The organism is Desulfurellaceae bacterium, assembly GCA_021296095.1.
GTDB lineage: Bacteria > Desulfobacterota > Binatia > Bin18 > Bin18 > JAAXHF01.
On the sequence record JAGWBB010000012.1, the window covers coordinates 26767 to 45106 of the forward strand.

The 18340-nt window shown below is 62.5% G+C and carries 21 protein-coding genes; 4 read left to right on the top strand and 17 right to left on the bottom strand.

What is annotated here, in order from left to right; genetic code table 11:
- Position 1: 1 nt before the first annotated feature.
- The 7 genes from J4F42_04440 to J4F42_04470 form a co-directional block, all read right to left on the bottom strand.
- A complete protein-coding gene (locus J4F42_04440) occupies positions 2 to 559 on the bottom strand; it encodes a hypothetical protein (GenBank protein MCE2484736.1) in 558 nt (185 codons plus the stop codon).
- A gap of 23 nt (positions 560 to 582) precedes the next feature.
- The gene (locus tag J4F42_04445; GenBank protein MCE2484737.1) at positions 583 to 1839 is read right to left on the bottom strand and encodes a hypothetical protein; all 1257 of its coding nucleotides are present in this window, start codon (positions 1837 to 1839) and stop codon (positions 583 to 585) included.
- A complete protein-coding gene (locus tag J4F42_04450; protein ID MCE2484738.1) occupies positions 1832 to 2113 on the bottom strand; it encodes a hypothetical protein in 282 nt (93 codons plus the stop codon). The genes J4F42_04445 and J4F42_04450 overlap by 8 nt, the downstream gene beginning before the upstream one ends.
- Positions 2114 to 2120: 7 nt before the next feature.
- Positions 2121 to 2924 carry a hypothetical protein gene (locus J4F42_04455; GenBank protein MCE2484739.1) on the bottom strand — a complete coding sequence of 268 codons (804 nt, stop codon included), beginning with the start codon at positions 2922 to 2924 and terminating at the stop codon, positions 2121 to 2123.
- Positions 2925 to 2975: 51 nt separating this feature from the next.
- Complete coding sequence (locus tag J4F42_04460; GenBank protein ID MCE2484740.1) at positions 2976 to 3809, bottom strand: hypothetical protein; 834 nt, start codon at positions 3807 to 3809, stop codon at positions 2976 to 2978.
- 48 nt (positions 3810 to 3857) lie between these two features.
- Complete coding sequence (locus tag J4F42_04465; protein ID MCE2484741.1) at positions 3858 to 4442, bottom strand: hypothetical protein; 585 nt, start codon at positions 4440 to 4442, stop codon at positions 3858 to 3860.
- A gap of 137 nt (positions 4443 to 4579) precedes the next feature.
- Positions 4580 to 5419, bottom strand: a complete 840-nt coding sequence (locus J4F42_04470; protein MCE2484742.1) for a hypothetical protein — start codon at positions 5417 to 5419, stop codon at positions 4580 to 4582.
- 91 nt (positions 5420 to 5510) lie between these two features.
- On the opposite strand from J4F42_04470, the gene J4F42_04475 reads away from it, so the two are divergent.
- On the top strand, positions 5511 to 6626 hold the full coding sequence (locus J4F42_04475; protein ID MCE2484743.1) for a glycerol dehydrogenase: 1116 nt from the start codon (positions 5511 to 5513) through the stop codon (positions 6624 to 6626).
- Positions 6627 to 6797: 171 nt separating this feature from the next.
- Here the strand turns inward: J4F42_04475 and J4F42_04480 are convergent, their stop codons facing one another.
- Complete coding sequence (locus J4F42_04480) at positions 6798 to 7394, bottom strand: N-acetyltransferase (protein ID MCE2484744.1); 597 nt, start codon at positions 7392 to 7394, stop codon at positions 6798 to 6800.
- A 114-nt stretch (positions 7395 to 7508) separates the two neighbouring features.
- Positions 7509 to 9233, bottom strand: coding sequence for a PQQ-dependent dehydrogenase, methanol/ethanol family (locus tag J4F42_04485; protein ID MCE2484745.1), 1725 nt, complete (start codon positions 9231 to 9233; stop codon positions 7509 to 7511).
- A gap of 208 nt (positions 9234 to 9441) precedes the next feature.
- Between J4F42_04485 and J4F42_04490 the strand changes: the two genes are divergently transcribed.
- Both J4F42_04490 and J4F42_04495 read left to right on the top strand, forming a co-directional pair.
- Positions 9442 to 9714, top strand: coding sequence for a redoxin domain-containing protein (locus J4F42_04490; GenBank protein MCE2484746.1), 273 nt, complete (start codon positions 9442 to 9444; stop codon positions 9712 to 9714).
- Between the two features lie 18 nt (positions 9715 to 9732).
- Complete coding sequence (locus tag J4F42_04495) at positions 9733 to 10110, top strand: AhpC/TSA family protein (GenBank protein MCE2484747.1); 378 nt, start codon at positions 9733 to 9735, stop codon at positions 10108 to 10110.
- 17 nt (positions 10111 to 10127) lie between these two features.
- Here J4F42_04495 and J4F42_04500 read toward each other — a convergent pair whose 3' ends face one another.
- The 6 genes from J4F42_04500 to J4F42_04525 form a co-directional block, all read right to left on the bottom strand.
- Complete coding sequence (locus tag J4F42_04500; protein ID MCE2484748.1) at positions 10128 to 10601, bottom strand: VOC family protein; 474 nt, start codon at positions 10599 to 10601, stop codon at positions 10128 to 10130.
- Between the two features lie 26 nt (positions 10602 to 10627).
- The gene (locus J4F42_04505) at positions 10628 to 11245 is read right to left on the bottom strand and encodes a DUF3179 domain-containing protein (GenBank protein ID MCE2484749.1); all 618 of its coding nucleotides are present in this window, start codon (positions 11243 to 11245) and stop codon (positions 10628 to 10630) included.
- A gap of 21 nt (positions 11246 to 11266) precedes the next feature.
- A complete protein-coding gene (locus J4F42_04510) occupies positions 11267 to 11581 on the bottom strand; it encodes a DUF3179 domain-containing protein (protein MCE2484750.1) in 315 nt (104 codons plus the stop codon).
- Between the two features lie 9 nt (positions 11582 to 11590).
- A complete protein-coding gene (locus tag J4F42_04515) occupies positions 11591 to 12730 on the bottom strand; it encodes a hypothetical protein (GenBank protein ID MCE2484751.1) in 1140 nt (379 codons plus the stop codon).
- Between the two features lie 17 nt (positions 12731 to 12747).
- On the bottom strand, positions 12748 to 13944 hold the full coding sequence (locus J4F42_04520; protein ID MCE2484752.1) for a pyridoxal phosphate-dependent aminotransferase family protein: 1197 nt from the start codon (positions 13942 to 13944) through the stop codon (positions 12748 to 12750).
- A 91-nt stretch (positions 13945 to 14035) separates the two neighbouring features.
- Positions 14036 to 15049: an NAD-dependent epimerase/dehydratase family protein gene (locus J4F42_04525; GenBank protein ID MCE2484753.1), complete on the bottom strand. Its 1014-nt coding sequence runs from the start codon at positions 15047 to 15049 to the stop codon at positions 14036 to 14038.
- 192 nt (positions 15050 to 15241) lie between these two features.
- On the opposite strand from J4F42_04525, the gene J4F42_04530 reads away from it, so the two are divergent.
- Entirely contained in the window at positions 15242 to 16381 is a 1140-nt protein-coding gene (locus tag J4F42_04530; GenBank protein MCE2484754.1) for a fatty acid desaturase, read from the top strand.
- Here the strand turns inward: J4F42_04530 and J4F42_04535 are convergent.
- Positions 16328 to 17332: a hypothetical protein gene (locus tag J4F42_04535; GenBank protein ID MCE2484755.1), complete on the bottom strand. Its 1005-nt coding sequence runs from the start codon at positions 17330 to 17332 to the stop codon at positions 16328 to 16330. The genes J4F42_04530 and J4F42_04535 overlap by 54 nt on opposite strands.
- Before the next feature lie 23 nt (positions 17333 to 17355).
- Positions 17356 to 18309, bottom strand: coding sequence for a hypothetical protein (locus J4F42_04540; GenBank protein MCE2484756.1), 954 nt, complete (start codon positions 18307 to 18309; stop codon positions 17356 to 17358).
- Positions 18310 to 18340: the final 31 nt, after the last annotated feature.

Consider the following 18340-nt stretch of genomic DNA (forward strand, 5'->3'; position numbering starts at 1 on the left):
CTCAGCCTTTCAGCAGCGTGAGCGGCGGCTTCCTTTTATTCAGGAATAAGAAATAGCCGCCTAGCGCGCCAACACACAGGCCACCCAGCGCCAACAGGAGCTGAGCCGACCAGCGTCCAACGCGAAACGCAAACGTGATCTGCTGATGCGGGTTCTCCAAGGTCACAACCGCCGCGTAGCGGCCCGGCGTACCAAAGGTGAGTTCGGCGTTCAGCACTCCGTTCAGATATGTCTGAGCCGGGATGTGGAGCAGGGTACGGGGCTCGGCCGTGGTGCCGGTTTCCACCACTCGCAGGCTCGCCGGGCGCTTGCGGACGACCTCGTCAATCAGATCAAACACAAGGATGGTGCTGCCAACCTGGGGCAGGCGGGTACAGAACTCCTGGCTTGGACTGAACTCGGGTTGATAGGCGACAAAATGAATCAACGACGGACCGGCCCGCTCGACACAGGAATCCTGCTCAATCCCGACCCCACCGTGCGCCCACAGCGAAAGCGGCATGAGCAGCGCGGTGGCCGGCCAGACGAACGACAGGACAATGCCGATCCGCCCCACCATACACCGCCTCTCCGACCAAGGACCTATGGCAGATACCGGGGGGTGAAGCGGGTGGGGATCACGCTTGAACGGACCGTGACCAACTCCTGCTCGCCGGTCGCATTCTCAAACTGGATCACTCCGGCGATATACTGCTGCGGGGCGCTGAGCGGAATCAGGCGTTCGACCCCGAATATGGTGCTTGAGATAGTGAGCCGCAGGTCTTGGCTTTCGCCCGGTCCGATTGCCACATCGGGGTCGACATCAAGCGGACCGACAAAATCGCGCGGGCCGGCAGTAGCCTGTTCCTGTTCGCCGCCGTTGACGAAGCTGGCCATCGCCATCGTATATTTCTTTAGCCTGATCGGGCTGTCGGCAACGTTGGTGACCCGGACATCCATCTCCAGCGTCTCGGTCCCCTCGTCAAACGTCGCCCCGCTGGCCCGCACTTCGGCCATTTTCGGCCCCGACGAGATGAACGCCGGCGTGAACCAGTCGGTCTGTTGGGGCCATCTGACTGGATAACTGGTCGCGGCATACGTCCAGCCCGCCACCAGCATGATAAGCGCGGCCCCGGCAATCACATTCATCCACATATGGTCACGCGGTGTGATCAGCCCCAGGTCGGGCGCGTCATCGTTGGGCGGAATCTGGAGGGTCACCGCCAGATTGGTGACCGTCCTTTTGGTCAGGGTCCAGTAGAACATCCAGACCAAACCCAGCCCGAAGCCGAGAAACGACCACCAGACGACAAAGCTCCCGCCATAACTCCCCAGCTCGATAGTCTCGCCGCTCATCAGGGTGACCGGAAATTCGAGCGGCGTGGGGCTTGGCGCCACGCTGACCCATTCGGCCGGGCCGATGAGAGTCCCTGTTCCGTGGATGGCGATCCCGGGATGGACGTGCCAGTCGCCGGGTTCCTTGCCAATGATCACCATGCGGAACTCGTAGATCCCACCCTTTTCGACAAAGAATGAGCCGATCGAGGCTTCGCCGTTGACCGTCCGCTCCTTGAGCATAAACACCGGTCCGGGAACCACCGGGATGATGGAAGCGATCTCCGGGGTGTAGAGGGTGTGCGGCCAAGTCTCCAGGATCTTGACCCTGCCGGTGATGGTGACCGGGTCGCCGACCTGGATTTCGGTCGGCGACACCGACACGTCGAAAAATGCGGTCGTCATATTCTTCAGGAACGGTTCATCCGCAGCCTCACCATGCGCAAACGCCCGAGGAACACCGATCACAACCGCCCAGCCGATAAGCGCAAGGCTGAGCAAGACCTGTCCGGTCCGCTTAGTCATCGACCAGTCTCCTCTCTATCACGCGCAGGCGCGGTTTCTGCTTAATCCGAATAGTGTCCGGCTCGGTCGGCTCAAACGCCGGGAGCTTGGGAGTTCGGCTGGCGGGCCACAGCACAATCAGCCAGTAGCACCCCAGACCGAGCAGGATGGCGGTCACCACCGGAGGGGCCATCTCGTCCAAGCCTATGCCGTGGGCGTGGCCGAGTGCGGGTGTTGTGAGCAGAATCGCCAGGCTGGCCCAGCCGACCGTGCTCCATTGGCTTGTCCTTCGCATAGCGATCTCACAGCGTTTTCAAGTAGCGTCTGATCGGCCAAACCGCCAGATAGCGGCCGATGAACTGGCCGATCCAATACCCGATAAAAGCGACCGTGCCGCCAAAGATCAGAGACACGTACTGGGTTTCACCCAGGAAGCTGCGCAGCGCGCCGCGCTCGATCATACGCAGATATTCCGGCGTCTGCGACCGGATATAGGCGATGCCCTGCACATCAGAGACCGTTACCACATGATCCATGAAATGGGCGGGTTGCAGAAAGGGCGCCAAGGGCACGTAGTTATAGGCCCACACCGCAACAGCCCAGACGTGGGCGCCAATCAGGGAGGTGAGGATGAAACTCTTGGTTTTCATCAGGGTCCAGTCCATCAGGATGCCGGCCCCGACAATAGAGATCGGCCACACAAAGTTCATGGGGTAGGTTTGGGCGATGTCCCACTGGAAGTAGCGCCCCACCCAAGCCGCCAGGAACATGCAGCACGCGGTATAGGTTGCTCCGGTCGGGAAGCGCCACGCCACCCACTGGATGTACTGCAGGGCGGACGGAATGATGATCGTGGCAAAAGCGGTCACCACCGGCCACCACTGGGGGTCTTTCCAGTCGGTCCAGAAGTCCCAGTCCCCGGCAAACAGCTGCTTGGTGATGTCCCCCGCTCCGGCAACGACAAAGATGGCCGTGGTCCAGAATATCAGGTCCCACTTCCAGTCGATCCACTTATACTTTTTTTCCACCAGGGCCTTGAGCTCGAGCCGTTTTTGCCGTTCGGCCTCGGCCGCCAAGTCTGCTACTGGGGCTGATGCGTCTGCCATGCGTGCCGCCTCTCCATGCAGGGTCTGATGAAGCTACTGCGGACTCGGTGATCAGTCAGCAGACACGGGCTGCTCTGCCGGCTGGGACGGGGCGTCGTCCACGGCATCTTCCTCTTCCTTCTCAATCTCGAACAGATGGACGATGGTTTCTCCCCACACGGCGAACATCCCGGCGGCCAGCCAGCCGTAAATCACAAACGGCCAGTGAAAAGGCACCGAGAAGATCTCTTCGGAGATCCACAGACTGTGACCCCACTCGTTGGCCGCAACCGCCATGCATTCCAGCGCCGCTGCGGCAATCAGCAGGGCAAACGACCACGGAAACCCCTTGTCCCGACCATAGAGCCTCGGAATGCGGTAGCGCCCGTACAGATAGGTTCCCACGGCCAGAACAACCGTCAGCGGGAAAAAGAAATAAAACATCGGAATGTGGGTCGGGGTGAGGGCGGTATCGCGCACCATGGTCTGGTGCCACGAGCCGTCCCAGTTCGGCCAGAAGCTGGCCTCCAGATAAACCGCCAGGCTGGTCACACCGACCAGGCTCCACAGGATGGCAACCCGCCGGACCTGTTCAGACCGCGCAACCGGCTGGCCCTCCAGTTCCCGACCGGTGCGGATCAACCAGCCCAGCCAGATTCCGGCAAACGCGCCGATAATGATCAACTCGGCCCAGAACAGCGAGCGGTAGTACAGGGTGAACTCCCAGCTGGCGGAATTCAGCCCGGCCGTGAACATATACCAGTAGTTCCAGAACCACAGAAAAACGTTGGCCGCCATGACCAATCCGCAGCCCCAGAACAGCGGCTTCCAGCCGACCGACCAGTCGGTTGGGTTGATCGTTGCCGTCTCGCCGGAGCCACTTGATGCCGACAATGCCTGAGCCATGGTATTCCTCCTGTCCTTGCTGATGCGCTCTGCTAAGGTGTCCGTGTTTTATGCCAACGCCTGACCGTCCTGCCGGGAAACAACCGCGTAGCGGATGGCGGAGATGACAACACCCGCGAGCACTCCGCCGATAATCAGCCCCGGCACCATCATCGCCTTATACCACGCCGCCACCTGAATGGGAAAGGCCAGTAATTGTGGCGTCTGACCCTCTTCCAGCTCGACCATCACCCGGGCCACATACTCCTTGTCCTTGGCAAACACCACCTCGGTATTCACCACGCCACGCTCATATATCCGGGGTGGGAGCGACACTACGGCCTGCGACTGACCCGATTCGGTGGTGGCGATTATTTCCAGTCCCAGCGGCACCGCCCGCAGTTGCCCCGGAGTCACATCAACAACCATGAGCGCCCTGCCCGCCCGGGGGACTTCTTCGCAGTACTCGGCGACCGGATCGAACTGGGTCTGATACAGCGTGATATGTAACAGTGAGGTCCCGATCTCCCGCCGACACGCATCGTTTGGCCCGCGATCCCGATGTGCCTCGGCCCGCATGCCGCTCAGCAGCAGGGTAGCACCGATCACCGCCAGCGTTGTTCCGACCCGCCACGTCTTTTTCGTCCCGTTCATCCAGTTGTATCTGCCACTCAGACTGTCGGCTCTTGATTCGCCAACAGCTCCAGGCCAAACCCGGCATAGGCCTTCCCTATATGGAACGAAACCCGAGTTGCTGTCAAGCAGTGAAAAATCTCTGATATTGCAGCGATTTATGGGCGGTAGGGACCGAGCCCGGAGAAAAAGGCCAGGAGCTGCGGATTGAGGTCGGGCCACTCCAGGTGGGAGCCTGCTCCCTCGCAGTACAGCGTTCTCACCCCGTCGGCGCACTCGGGGTAGCTGCGACAGCCATCGGCCCGGGGTGGGCTCGCCGGCTTCCCGCACCGGTTACAGGTCGCCCACCAGTCGGCAATCTGTTGACCATAGCCGGAGAAATGCCGGTCTTCGGCGCCATGCATGACCATCACCGACAGCGGAGCCGGACAGGCAAAGGCGGCCAAGTCCTGGGCCGTGAATCCGGCCGCGCTCGGCGCGATTGCGGTCGGGATGTGCCGCGTGTGTTCCAGGACGGCCAGGGCGACCGCCACCGTCCCTCCGTCGGAGTGACCGGTGAAGAAAATGCGGTCCGGGTTCACACACCATTTTTCGGCAATCAGACCGGGCAGCGTACCCAGCTCTTCGATGACATCGAGCGACAGACGGCGGTGACTGGCATAGGCAACAATGAAACCGGCCCGGGTGGCGTCCGTGGTCAGGCCGGTCAAGGACTCGCTGCCGAACCGGTTGAGCCCGGCCGGGGCATAGACCATAAGCAGGGGATGGGCAAAGCGCGGGTCGTAGTTGGCCGGGGTGCGGACACTGTAACGGATACCCGTAGCCGACCGTTCGTCGTCCCATACGCCGGCCAGCCCCGGGCGGGTTCCCGGCCCACAGTCGAGGCTCCGCCGCTCATAGGCATGGCTGCCGAGTTGGGGAGGGGCGGGCTGGCACGCGCTGGCAAGGAGCCAGACGGCACACCACAGCCAGCGGACCATGTCGCCTCGGATGTGCATGCGAGTTCGTCTTCCTTTCTTGCTCGCTTGCCGCACGAGCCGGTCTTTGTCTATACTGCCTCCGATTCGCACTCGCACCAAGGAGGCGGCTATGCTTTCGGTTTTTTCGGCACCGAGCCACTACGTTCAGGGGAAAAACGCCACCGCCCAACTGGGCACCGAGATGAAACGGATTGGGCTTGAGGGTCCGGCCCTGATTGTTGCCGGTAAGAGCGCGATTCGTCTGCTGTCCGAAGTCTGGCAGCAGCATTTGAGCCAGGCGGGGATTCGTCACGCCGTGCACCAGTTTGGCGGCGAATGCTCGTATCCCGAGATTGAGCGGATCAAGCAGACCGCCCGGGACAACACAAGCGGGGTGGTGATCGGAGCGGGTGGCGGAAAAGTCCTGGATGCCGCGCGGGCGGCGGCCGATGACCTCAACCTGCCGGTCGTCAACTGTCCGACCATCGCCTCGAGCGACGCACCGTGCAGCGCGCTGTCGGTCATTTACACCGACCAAGGCGTTTTTCAGGAATACCGTTTTTACCGCAAGAACCCGGACCTGGTGCTGGTTGATACGCACGTGGTAGCCCAGGCGCCTCCCCGTCTGCTGGTCGCCGGCATGGGGGATGCTCTGGCCACCTGGTTCGAGGCCAAGACCTGTGTCGAGGGCCATATTCAGAACATGCGTGGCGGCGCGTCCACCCGCAGTGCCGAGAAGCTGGCCGAGCTGTGTTACACCATCCTGGTCGAAGACGGACCGGACGCCCTGCGGGCGGTCGAGAACAATGTCGTCAACCCGGCCCTGGAGCGCCTCGTCGAGGCCAACACCCTGCTGTCCGGTCTGGGCTTTGAGTCGTCTGGCCTGGCGGCCGCTCACGCCGTGCATAACGGCCTGACCGAAGCCGCTCAGACCCACCCCTACTACCACGGCGAAAAGGTCGCCTACGGGCTGATAACCCAGCTGGTGATGGAGGGCAAACCACGCACGGTGATCGATCCCGTTCTCCACTTCTGCACCCAGGTCGGGCTGCCGATCACCCTGGCCGAGATCGGCCTTTCGGCCGACATGTCGCGCCAGCAGCTCGAGCAGGTTGCCGCCCGCGCCACGGCCGAAGGTGAGACGATCCACAACGAGCCGTTTGAGGTCAGCCCCGATATAGTCGCGGACGCGATTCTGGCCGCCGACGCGATGGGCCGCGCCTGGCACGCCGCCGCAGCGGACTGATTGACGGCCGTCCCCGCATAAACGCACAACGCCGACCAACTCGGTGTAGAGAACCGGCTGGGTAGCGCTCGCCTGAAATTGCTAGAAATGCTTGCGCGAGGGGGAAAGGTGCTGCTGATTCCGTAGGGACAGACCAATGGGCATTGCCAGGAATAAGGACGGCGGCGGGTGTCAGGTCTTCAGTAGCGCCGTGCCGCTGTCTAGGGCCTCCTGCCATTCACGCGTGCCAATGAACTGGCTCAAGGGGATGGGTTCAGAAGGAGCGCCGGGAGCGGGCTGGATCGTCAGTTGCCATACGTCGTCGTTGATCCATCTGCCATGCTTGTAGCCGATGCTTTCGAGGACACCAGTGCGCCGGAAGCCCATGGCCGCGTGCAGAGCAGTGCTGGCCTGATTGGGGAGGGCAATTAGCGCGACGGCCGTGTGATATCCTTGGGCTTCCAGGCAGCGCAGTAGCGCGGTGTAGAGGGAGCGGGCCACTCCGCGGCGATGGTAGTTGGGATGCACGTAAACTGTGAGTTCTACCGACCAACGATAGCCCGCCCGAGACCTGAAGGGTGTAGCGTAGGCGTATCCCGCCAAGTCGTCGCCGAAGACGCAGACCAGCCAGGGCAACCGGTCCAGCACCGTGCGAATGCGGCTTCGGAACTCCTGGGGCGAGGGCGGCTGTTCTTCGAATGAGATGACCGTTTCCTCAACAACCTGGGCGTAGATTTCCAGCATGCCCTCGGCGTCGTCTTCGGTAGCCAGTCTCAGCAGGCCGGCCATAATACCTCTGGCCCGGCCGCCTGGCGGGACTTCATCGCGTCAATCATAGAATACCGACCTCGCGCCGGGCCAATGATGGCTTAAACGGCGGACCGGCCTCCTCCCCTCTCGGGCTCAGTCCTGGGGCAGGGCGAACACCAGCAGCGCGCTGCCCTTGCTGATATTCGGGTTCTCGCCCACAATGCTGACGACCAGACCGCCAGCCCCGCTCGGGATGGCCACATATTGGCGCCCGCCGACCTTATACGTGATGGGCTGTCCGCGTACCGTCGAGCCGGTCTGGAACTTCCACAGCAGCTCCCCGGTCGTGTCGTCCAAGGCCAGGGCATAGCCCTGCTGATTGCCGGTGAACACCACACCACCGGCGGTTGCCAGTGCGCCGCCGACCAGCGGATATTTGTCTTTGTAGCGCCACTTGACCTCACCGCTGGTCGGATCGATGGCCGACACGTGGCCATAGGCCGTTCCCAGATCGCCCTGGGTCTCGCCCGGACCACCGCCCCAGAACGGAACGCCCTGGATAAACATCGAGGTGGCTTTTTCCATCTTGCCGCAGCTCTCGATCGTCGGCACAAAGATCGCGTGAGCCGTGGGGCTATAGGCGGCCGCATAGGAACCGTTTTGACCGCCGACATTGCCGGGGCAGATCAGTTCAGGATTGCCGCCCTTCATCGGCACGTATTTGGGGTCAGCCTGCGGGCGTCCGTTCTCGTCGAGCCCCTTGGCCCAGTTCAGCTGCTCGACGTACGAGGTGCCGTGCAGAAATTTTCCGCTGTGGCGGTCAAGGACGTACAGAAAGCCATTGCGGTTTGGCTGGGCCAGAGCCTTGACGGTTGCCCCGCCGCGCTGCACATCGAGCAGGAACATGCCGGTGTTGCCGTCATAATCCCAGATGTCGTGCGGTGTGAACTGGAAATACCACTTCAGCTCGCCGGTATCCGGGTCCAGGGCTAGCACACAGTTGGTGTACAGATTATCGCCCTCGCGGTTGTCTCCATTCCAGTCCGGCGCCGGGTTGCCGGTCGCCCAGTACAGCACGTCGGCTTCCGGATCGTAGGAACCGGTCACCCAGGTCGGCCCACCGCCCTGCTTCCAGGAATCGCCCTCCCAGGTCTCGTTACCCGCCTCGCCCATATTGGGAATGGTGTAGCGGCGCCATACCCGCTCGCCCGTCTTGGCATCGTAGGCGTCCAGATAGCCCCGAATGCCATACTCGCCGCCGGCAATGCCGATAATGACCTTGTCTTTGACGACCAGCGGAGCGGCGGTCACGCTGAAACCGTTGCGGTAATTATCCACCTCGGTATTCCACACTACCTCGCCGGTCTTGCGATTCAGCGCCACCACCCGGGCGTCGAGGGTGCCCATGTAGAGCAGATCGCCGGCAATGGCCGGTCCCCGGTTGCCCGGCCCGCAGCAGATCCGCATGTCCTTGGGCAGCGGATGGTCATACCGCCACAGCATCTCGCCACTGACCGCGTCTATGGCAAACAGGCTGTTAAAGGCTGCGGTCAGGTACAGCACCCCGTCGGCCACCACAGGAGAGGCTTGCAGCTGGGCCGGAATACCCGTCTGAAAGACCCAGGCGGCCTGCAGCTTCTTGACGTTGTGGCGGTCAATATCGGTCAGTGGGCTGAACCGCCAGCTCTCATAGTTCCCGCCGTACATCAGCCAGTCGCTGACATTCGTCGTCCCCTGGAGCAGCCGCTCGTTGGTCACGGCCGGCAGGCTCTCACCCGCTCCGGCGTGCTGGTCGGCCCGAACCCCGACCCCGAGCGCCACCAACAGCGCGACCGCCAGACTGGCTCGACAAACCCACCGCGTCAAAACATCCTGCATAGCCTCTCTCCTCCGTATACGTTGTCCACACAGGCGGACGCCAGAGATCAGCGTTCGCCTGTCCCCGTATTGATACCTGCTTGGCTCGTTTGGTCAAGCAAGGTGAACGGAGCCCCTCAACGCCGCCCCCGCCCTGACCCGGCTTGCTTTGGTCCCGACCAGGACGTATAGGTGCGCTATCGCGTGAGTACGACAGGAGGATTGACCCATGAGTGACCAGAGCGGACTTAACCAGGAACTCAAACAGGCTATTGAGGCATTTCAGCAAGAAATGCTACCCAAAATCCCGGCCGAAATTCGGACTACACTCCAGCGCACCACCGAGGATCTGGTCAAAACCGGCATTGCCGACCGCGCCCTGACAGTTGGTGATACGGCTCCCGATTTCAGCCTGCCCAACGTCGGTGGCGAACAGGTCAGGTTGTCCAGCCTGCTGAGCGAGGGACCGGTCGTCCTGGCCTTCTACCGGGGCAACTGGTGACCCTACTGCAACCTGCAGTTGCAGGCCTACAAAAAACACCTCGCCGCCATGCAGGCCCATGGCGCCGCCGTCCTGGCCATCTCTCCCCAGACGCCGGACAACTCGTTGACCATGGCCGAAAAAAACGAGCTGCCGTTTGAGGTCTTGAGCGATGTCGGCAACCGGGTCGCGCGCCAGTTCGGACTGGTTTTTGCCCTGGTCGACGAGCTGCGCCCGCTGTACGATCAGATTGGGGCCAAGCTGTCGGATTTCAACGGCGACAGCTCCTACGAACTGCCCATTCCGGCCACCTATGTCATCGGCCAGGACGGGGTCATTCGGCTGGCCTATGTGGATGCCGATTACACCCACCGGCTTGAGCCGGTAGACATCATCGATAGCCTGGCCGCCCTGTAGACGGCGCCAAGTCTGACTTAATATCCGGTCGTGACCTCGACCAGAATCTGGTCGGGGTCGCGCACATAGACCGAGCCGGTCTCTTCCGAGCCGTGCAGCGAATGGGCCAGCCCCCTGGCTTTCAGACCGGCCACAATCTGGCGGTACTGCTCGCGACTGGCCTTCAGCGCCACGTGATGCATACTGCCTACCCCCCGGACAGTCGGGGCCGGCCCCTTTTTCGGAAAGTCAAAAAAGGCCAGCTGATTGCCGCCACCCATATCCAAAAAGATATGGGTCGAGCTCGGCTCGTCCCGGTTGGTCATGATCTTGGTCAGCTGCATGCCCAACACCGTGGTATAAAACTCAATCGTGGCCTCCAGGTCTGAACAGATCAGGGCCAGATGATCGACCCCAGCCGTCGGGACAGTTCCAGCCGAGGGTTCTCCGTGCGGCAAATAGCGCTGTTTGAGATCCTCTCGGCGCGCCTGATAGCGATCCAATTCTTCCATACCCAGCCCTCCTGTTTTGTGTGTATTCAGTGACTGCCCTCCGGCATTCGAGGGCGAGCCTGTGGACTTCCATACACAGCCGTCTCCCGATGGAAGCTCACCCAGGCAAACCAATAGGCGACGACGGACGGCAGCAGCTCGCCCGACTCGGCATCGACGACCTGAGCGCTGTTGGCGATCGGGTCGTACACGGCCGTAATCTTTTTGTGTCCAAGCTGGTCCTGTATCGGAACCGCCCGCTTGTGCAACACCGCCAAGGAGTAGGCTTCGTGCCGCCCGGCTATTGTTACGCCCAATACTTTGTCTTTCGGCCCGAGCCGAAAGTCCGCGTGCCGGACCGGGAACATCAAACGTGGGCTACTCGCATACTGGCGATAGGGCAGGCGGCCGTAGTCGCGCCGAAAGCCGGTGTGGGTCGATAAGACCAGGATTTCAGGATATTGTTCCCGCCACGCCTGCCACGTCGTGGTCAGCGATGCGATGGGAATAAGCGGGGTTCCGGTCAGCTCTCCGGTAACTGCCGCAGCCTGGAGCTGCGACCACAAACTCTCGGTCTGGTGGTCGTACAGCAAGACGTTGCTCTCGTACAGTTTGCCCGACACACCAAAAGAAACGGGCCGGTCCTTGACGGTGCGGTCGTACACGACGCCGCTGGCGGTCAGCGGTCAATAGGTGACGGCGATGGGTCTGTCGCCAAGCGTATCGTTGACCACCTCGTGCCAGCTCAGAATGCGCACAGGGTAAGCCTTGGCCACGCCACCCTCGACCACACCGATCAGTTCATCCCCAGCCCCCAGCCAGCTGGCCTCGGCGGCCGGGACAAAGCGGGGAGCCAGCAGGGCCGGAATATCGTCCTTGTCTAAGCCAGTGTCAACAATGTGGTCCACGTCAATGCTGTGCCGGCTCAGCTCAAAACCGCCCAGCCACGGGCTGAGCACAACCAGGCTGATCAGCCACAGTCCACGTGTCTTGCTTCTCATCACAGCTGCTCACAAAGCCTTCTCGTACACCCGATACGTCTTATAGCGCACCGCTCCCATTCGCTCCAGGCCGCGGATCATCGGCCAGTTGTCCTCAAGAATCCACGAGCATTCCACATACGGATAGCCGTTCTCGGGCGCTTCGTGCCACAGTCTCAGATACAGCATGGCATCCAACCCCCTGAGCCGCACGCCCGGCTTGAGTCCTAATAACAAAATTCGAGTCGCATTCACCGCACGCCGATGCCACACCAGCTTCAGCCAGCCACACGGCAGCAGCCGCCCGTTCGTCCGCCGTAACACCTGATTATAATCCGGCAGAGCCAGGGCAAACCCAACCGCCTGCCCCTCAACCTCAGCAATCAGACACAGCCGTGGGTCGGCAATCCAGCGCACCTGTTTGACAAAATGCTCGAGCTCGGCCTCGGTCACCGGCACAAAGCCCCAGTTATGCTGCCAGGCCTGCTGGTAGATGGCGAACAGCTCGCGGATCTCGGTCTCAAAACGGCGGCGGTCAATTGGGCGGATGGTCACCCCCTGGGCCCGCTGCAAACGCTCGACCCCGCGCACCAGACGGGCGGGCGGGGTCGCATCGGCACGGACATCGATCAGATAGGCGAGTAAGTCTTTGGCCTGCTGGTAGCCGGCGGCTTCGATCAGCGCCGCGTAGTAGGCCAGGTTGTAGGGCATCATCAACATCGGCGGGTGTTCAAAGCCGTCAACCAACAGCCCACACATCTCGTTGGTCGAAAAATTCATCGGACCCTGGACATGGGTCATCCTCCGTTCGGCGAGCCAGCGCTCGGCCACACCGAGGAGAGCCGAGGCAACGGCCGGATCATCGACGCTCTCGAAGAACCCGAAAAAGCCGACCGGCCGCTTGTGAAACGAGACGTATCGGTGGTTGACAATAGCCGCTATGCGGCCAACCACCTGCCCAGCCCGTAGGGCAAGAAAATACTCGACCGTCGCGTGTTGATGGAAAGGGTGTCTGTTAGGGTTCAGCTGCGCCTTGAGGTCCAGCAGCAGGGGAGGAACCCAGGCTGGCTCATGGCGGTACAGACGCTCGGGCAGGCGCAGAAAAGCCCGCAGCGCCGAGCGGCGCCGAACCGGGACCACCCGCACGGCCTGCTGGTCCCGACCGCCCACGACTCTGCCCAGGCCGTTTAGACCGCCACCTGGCTGCGAATGCCCAAATGATGACGGCCGCGCTCGAAGGCGTCGAGCACGAAGTCGATCTGTTCGTCGGTATGCGTCGCCATCATGGAAATTCGTACCCGACAGGAATGGTCGGGGACCGCCGGCGGGATGACCGGATTGGTAAAAATCCCGCCATCGTAGAGCGATTTCCACAGCAGCCAAGTCTCAATCGGCTGGCCGGTGACAACAGGAATGATCGGGGTTTCGCTGACTCCGATATTGTAGCCCAGGCTCTTCAGCCCGTCCTGCATCCGGCGGGTGTTCCGCCACAGGGCTGTCCGTCGCTCGGGCTCGGCCTCAATCACGTCGAGCGCGGCCAAGACGGTCGCAACTGAAGCCGGCGGCATACTGGCGCTGAAAATCAAGGAGCGGGCGTGATGTTTGAGGTAATGAATCACCGGCTCGGGTCCGGCTACCACTCCCCCAATGGAAGCCAGGGATTTTGAAAAGGTGGCCACAATCAGCATGACCTGGTCTTCGAGCCGGTAGTGCTCGGCCGTCCCGGCGCCCCGTTCGCCCAGTACGCCAAAACCGTGGGCGTCATCAACCAGGATGTCGGCCTCATACTGCTCGGACAGACGGACCAGTTCCGGCAGCTCGACAATGTCGCCGTCCATGGAGAAGACCCCGTCTGTGACAATGAGTTTTCCAGCGTTGCCCTGGCTCTGGGCCAGCTGCTGCTCCAAGATACTCAAATCCTCGTGTGGATAGCGACACACCGTTCCGTAGGCCAGGCGGGCACTGTCAACCAGGCTCGCGTGGTTGAGCTTATCGAGGTACAAATAGTCGCCGCGTCCGATCAGGCCGGCCACCACACCCAGGTTGGTCTGGTAGCCGGTGCTGAACACCAGGGCGGCTTCTTTGTTGAGGAAGCGGGCCAAACGGTCCTCGAGTTGTTCGTGCAGGTCAAGCGTACCGTTCAGAAAACGGCTGCCAGTACAGCCACTCCCGTAGCGCTGCAAGGTCTCGGCCGCCGCTTCAATAACCTTGGGGTGATGGGTCAGCCCCAGGTAGTTGTTCGAACCCATCATGATCATGGATTCGCCATTGACCCTTACCTGTGTCCCATCAGAAGCTTCAATAGGGATGAAGAAAGGATAATATCCCCCGGCTTGCGCCTCCCGGGCCCGTGTAAAGCGAGCGCATTTGTCCAATAGTTTCATCCAGCCCCCCTCTCTCCGGTCACAGGCTCAAGATTTCCAACAGGGAGCCATATCGGACGGCTTCGCCCCTTCCCTCGATTCATATTTTCTCCTACAGCCAGCCCTGTTCTCGATACCACGCGGCTGTACGCGTCAAGCCTTCAGACAGTGGTATGCGGGCTTCAAAACACAAGTCCTGTCGGGCTGCTGCGGTTTCACACAACCATCCAGGGGCCAGCAACTCCTGAACTTTATCCCGATTAAAAATCGTCGTCCGCCCCATCATCGCCGCGCCCAACTCGCTGCAGCCAGCGGCCAGTCGCACCAGCCAGTGGGGTACACGCACCGTGCGGACCCGCCGCCCGAGCGCGTGGGCAAGCCCGGTCACAATATCCCCCCGCGAGTAGGACCGCGCTTCGGCAATATGATAGATTCCCGCCACCTTGGCAAGGGTTGCAGCTCGACTAAAGGCGTCGACCAGATCGTGGACATGGACGAACTGAAGGAGCCCCTCGGCTCCTTTGGGCATGAGAAAGATCCCCTGCATAGCCAGTTGAAACAGCAGAAAAAAGTCGCGGTCGCGCGGCCCGTACACCACCGGCGCACGTAGAATCACGACCTCGGTCTCCTCCATCAGCGAGCGGCAGGCCAGTTCTCCGGCCAATTTGCTGCGCCCGTAGGCCGTCAATGGCCGGGGCGGATCGTCCACACACACCGGTTGGCCGTTGCGGGCCGGGCCAACCGCAGCCAGAGAGCTGAGATAGACAAACCGGCGCGGACGTGACGGAGCGGCCCGGATCGCCGCAACCAGCGCCCATGTTCCCTGGCCATTGACCCGCTCATAGACGGCCTCAGGGCGGGCTTTCGTGACCGCCGCGACATGCAAGACCACATCGACATCGGCAACAGCCCGAGTCAGGGCCGCAGGGTCGCACAGATCGCCCCGGATGCACTCCACACCGCGCGCCTCAAGCTGCGCCACATCCTCCGCCTTACGGACCAGAGCTCGCAGCTGGAAGGGCTGTGGGGCGAGGGTTTCGAGCAGGTGGGACCCCACAAAACCTGTCCCACCCGTGACCAGAACCCGGCTGCCCGGAGCCGGAGCTGTCCGCTGTGTTTGCCTCACCCATGTATCCAGAAATTCGACATAATCCGTCGCTAGATACCAGATTTCAGGCTATTTACCAAGTAGCATTGACCCAGGTGCAAAACACCTCCCGTCCGCGCCGCCCGACCCTTGACACTCTCACACAGAGCCATTTAGTCTTTCCCCAGCGTCAATCTCCGATTGCCCCCCGCAAACAGGATACCCAACCGCATGTCTGAGCCTCCCCCTGTCAGCCTGCCAGCGGCTACCGCCACCTCGTTCAGTGCGGCCGATTATAGACGCCGGTTTGCCAGCGCTTTCCAGCCCCAGCCGTGGAAGTATTGGGCCGACCTGCTGGTCTCGGCCGGCCTGGGCTGGGGGGTTTTTGGTCTAAGCCTGTCCGTGCCGTTCGGTTCCGTGGTCTATCTGGGGTGCAGCGCCGTCGCCGTCCTGGCCCTACTCCGGGCCGTCCTGTTCATCCACGAACTCGCCCACCTCAAGCGCCGTGCCCTGCCCGGTTTTGAAACCGCCTGGCTGCTGCTGATCGGTTTTCCGCTCATGGTTCCCAGCATCATGTACGATACGCACGGCGATCATCATCGCCAGGCAAGCTTTGGCACCCCGAACGACCCCGAATATCTGCCCCTGGCCCACAGCCACCCGCTCGGGCTGGTATGGTTTGTCGTCCAGGTCAGCCTTGTGCCGGTCTTGCTGGTCGTGCGCTGGGGTGTCATCGGCCCGCTCGCGGCGTGTCTGCCGCAGCTGCGCCGGTGGGTCATCCGCCACGCCTCCAGCCTGGTCATCAACCCCCGCTATTGTCGGGCGCTGCCCTCAAAACGGCAGCGGACTCGTTTTGCCGCCCAGGACGCCACAGCCGGTGTCATGTGTTGGGGGGTGGGACTGGGCTGCTGTCTGGGCTGGATTCCACCCGCCTGGCTGCTGCAGTGGTGGTTGACTGGAGCCGGCATCCTGGTCATCAACCAGATCCGTACCCTGGCCGCCCATGGCTACCACAACCAGGGCCAAGCCATCACTACGGTTGAGCAGGTCCTGGACTCGATCACGCTCCGAGGCTGCCCGTCCGAGAAAAACAATGGAGACCGCTCCATCACGTCCGCGTTCAGCCTGCTGACCGCTGCGGCCGCCCCGGTCGGTCTCCGCTACCACGCCCTGCACCACTTTCTGCCGACCGTCCCCTACCACAGCCTGGGTCTCCTCCACCGGCGGCTCGAGGCCGAACTGAGGCAGGACTCGCCCTATCGGCAGACCTACCGGAACGGTATTGGATCGGCCATCTCGGCCCTCATCCGGTACGGCTCAGCGCAGGTGACGCCGGACCAGCAGTCTGAGAATCGCCGGGCCGCCCAATAAGAAAGGATGGCGACGCTGGCGGTCGGTCGGTTGCCAGGCAAACCCGGCATGGCGGCTGATCTTCCACGCCACATACGGCAGCCAGTCATCGAACGTCAGCCCGGATTTGAGCAGCCACAGCGCGTAGCGGCCCTTGGCCAGGGCACGCCGGACCTTCCAGTCCCAGCGCAGCCGGCGGCGCTGGCGGTCGGAGATCGTCACCTGCCACTCAAAGGGGAACGCTGATCTCTTCCTGATGAGGCGGTCATCATCGTTCCCCTTCGCGGCCTGGCCCGGTTCGGGCACGACTCGAACCAATTGCCCACGGTCCCGCAACTCGGACAGGGCGTGTTCGGCAACCTGGCTGTAGCGCTCAACCGCGCTGCGATAGAGAGCCTGAACGGTGCCGGGCTGTTCGGCCCGCAGCTCTGTCCGGTAGGTTTCCCGGAAGCCACGCTGCCACAGCTCAGCAGTCTGAAAGCGAGCCGGCAACAGGGCTGCCATCCGCCCGACCAGGGTCAGGACAGCCTCCGCACACGCGCCGACAACCCGGCTCCGGCTGGCCTGGTCACGGCTATAGACCAGCCGGGCCGGCTGGCAGAAGCGTGCCCAGATAATCGCGTGTACACTGCGGGCAGAGGCGCCAGACACGAAATCGCGCATCGAAATCACCGCGTACTTGGCCCGCAGCGTGTGTGGCTCGTCGCCGACCTCCAGATACAAGACATTCGGTGGCAGCACGGCGTTCAACACGGCCAACACCCGTGAGGCAAAGACGGCCCGGTAGTTATCGACCAGGACATAGAAATCCAACACCCCCTGGTCCGTGCGTCGGCGCAGACACGAGCCGTAGAATACGACTGCGGCAACAGCCGGGCCGTGACGGCGGCGGATTTCGTCGGCAACGGTTCGCGCCGCCGTAAGCGTCGGCTGGCCGAGTTCCTGGTCCACGATGTCGTACAAGGCGCTCATCGGGCGTACCCCGGTGCTCTTTTTCAGGTCCGGACGAATCGGAGCCGCCGGTCGGCTGCGAGGCGGACCACCCGGCCCGCCTTCGGCCCGAACAACTCTCCGTCGATGACGAGCCCACAGTCAAGCCGGAACTGGAGCTGATGAACATTGCGACTCACATAGCCGGCCAGCGATCCGTCGGGCTGGGGCGGACGGCCTCGGACAATACGGAGCGGGGCGAGCAGCCGTCGCGACGCCCCCTCGGCAACTGCGGTGCAGCGAATAGGCGCCTCCTCCCGGCCCCAGAACGGACGCAGCCCCAGCACCGAGTCGAGGGTGGTGGCAAACGCGAGCAAAAACGAACCCGGGGCGAGCGGGCAGCCGTCAAGCCGGATGTCCAGGCGGTCGCGGCTCAGCACCCCACGGCAGGAGCCCAGCAGCGCCCGCAGCGCCACCAGCCCGATGATCGCCCCGGACGTCAGCGGCCCCTGAAAATAGTGCTTGGGCAGCAGGCGGTGTTTCAGTTCCGTGGTTCGATAGATCACCCCCAGCCCAAAGAAGAAGCCGTACTGCACAGCCTCGTCCGGCCCCAACTCGACGCGTAACACTGGCCGCTCCACCACAGCCTGGGCAAGGCTGTCCTGACGGACGGCTTTCATCAGGCCGGACAAGGCCCGGAGCGGGTTGGGATGGCTTCCGATATCGAGCGCCCCGGCGTTGGTTCGTCCGCCCTTGAGCGGCGCAATCAGGGGCAGACGGGCAAACGCCGAACTGCGCAGCGTTGCAGTCAGCACGCGCTGCAGAGTGCCGTCTCCGCCACATACGGCCAACACCCCGATGTCGCGGTCGGCCAAGTCTGCGACCGCGTCTTCAACCCCCCGCTGCGGCCCGGTCTCAACATACACGACATCGGGCTGCCGCTCGCACAGCGCCCGCAACCGGGCCACACGGCCAGGCTGTCGGCCAGCCCGAGGATTGCTCAAAACGCCGATGCGCATGATACGCGAGCCACGCCTGGGCTGGACCAGA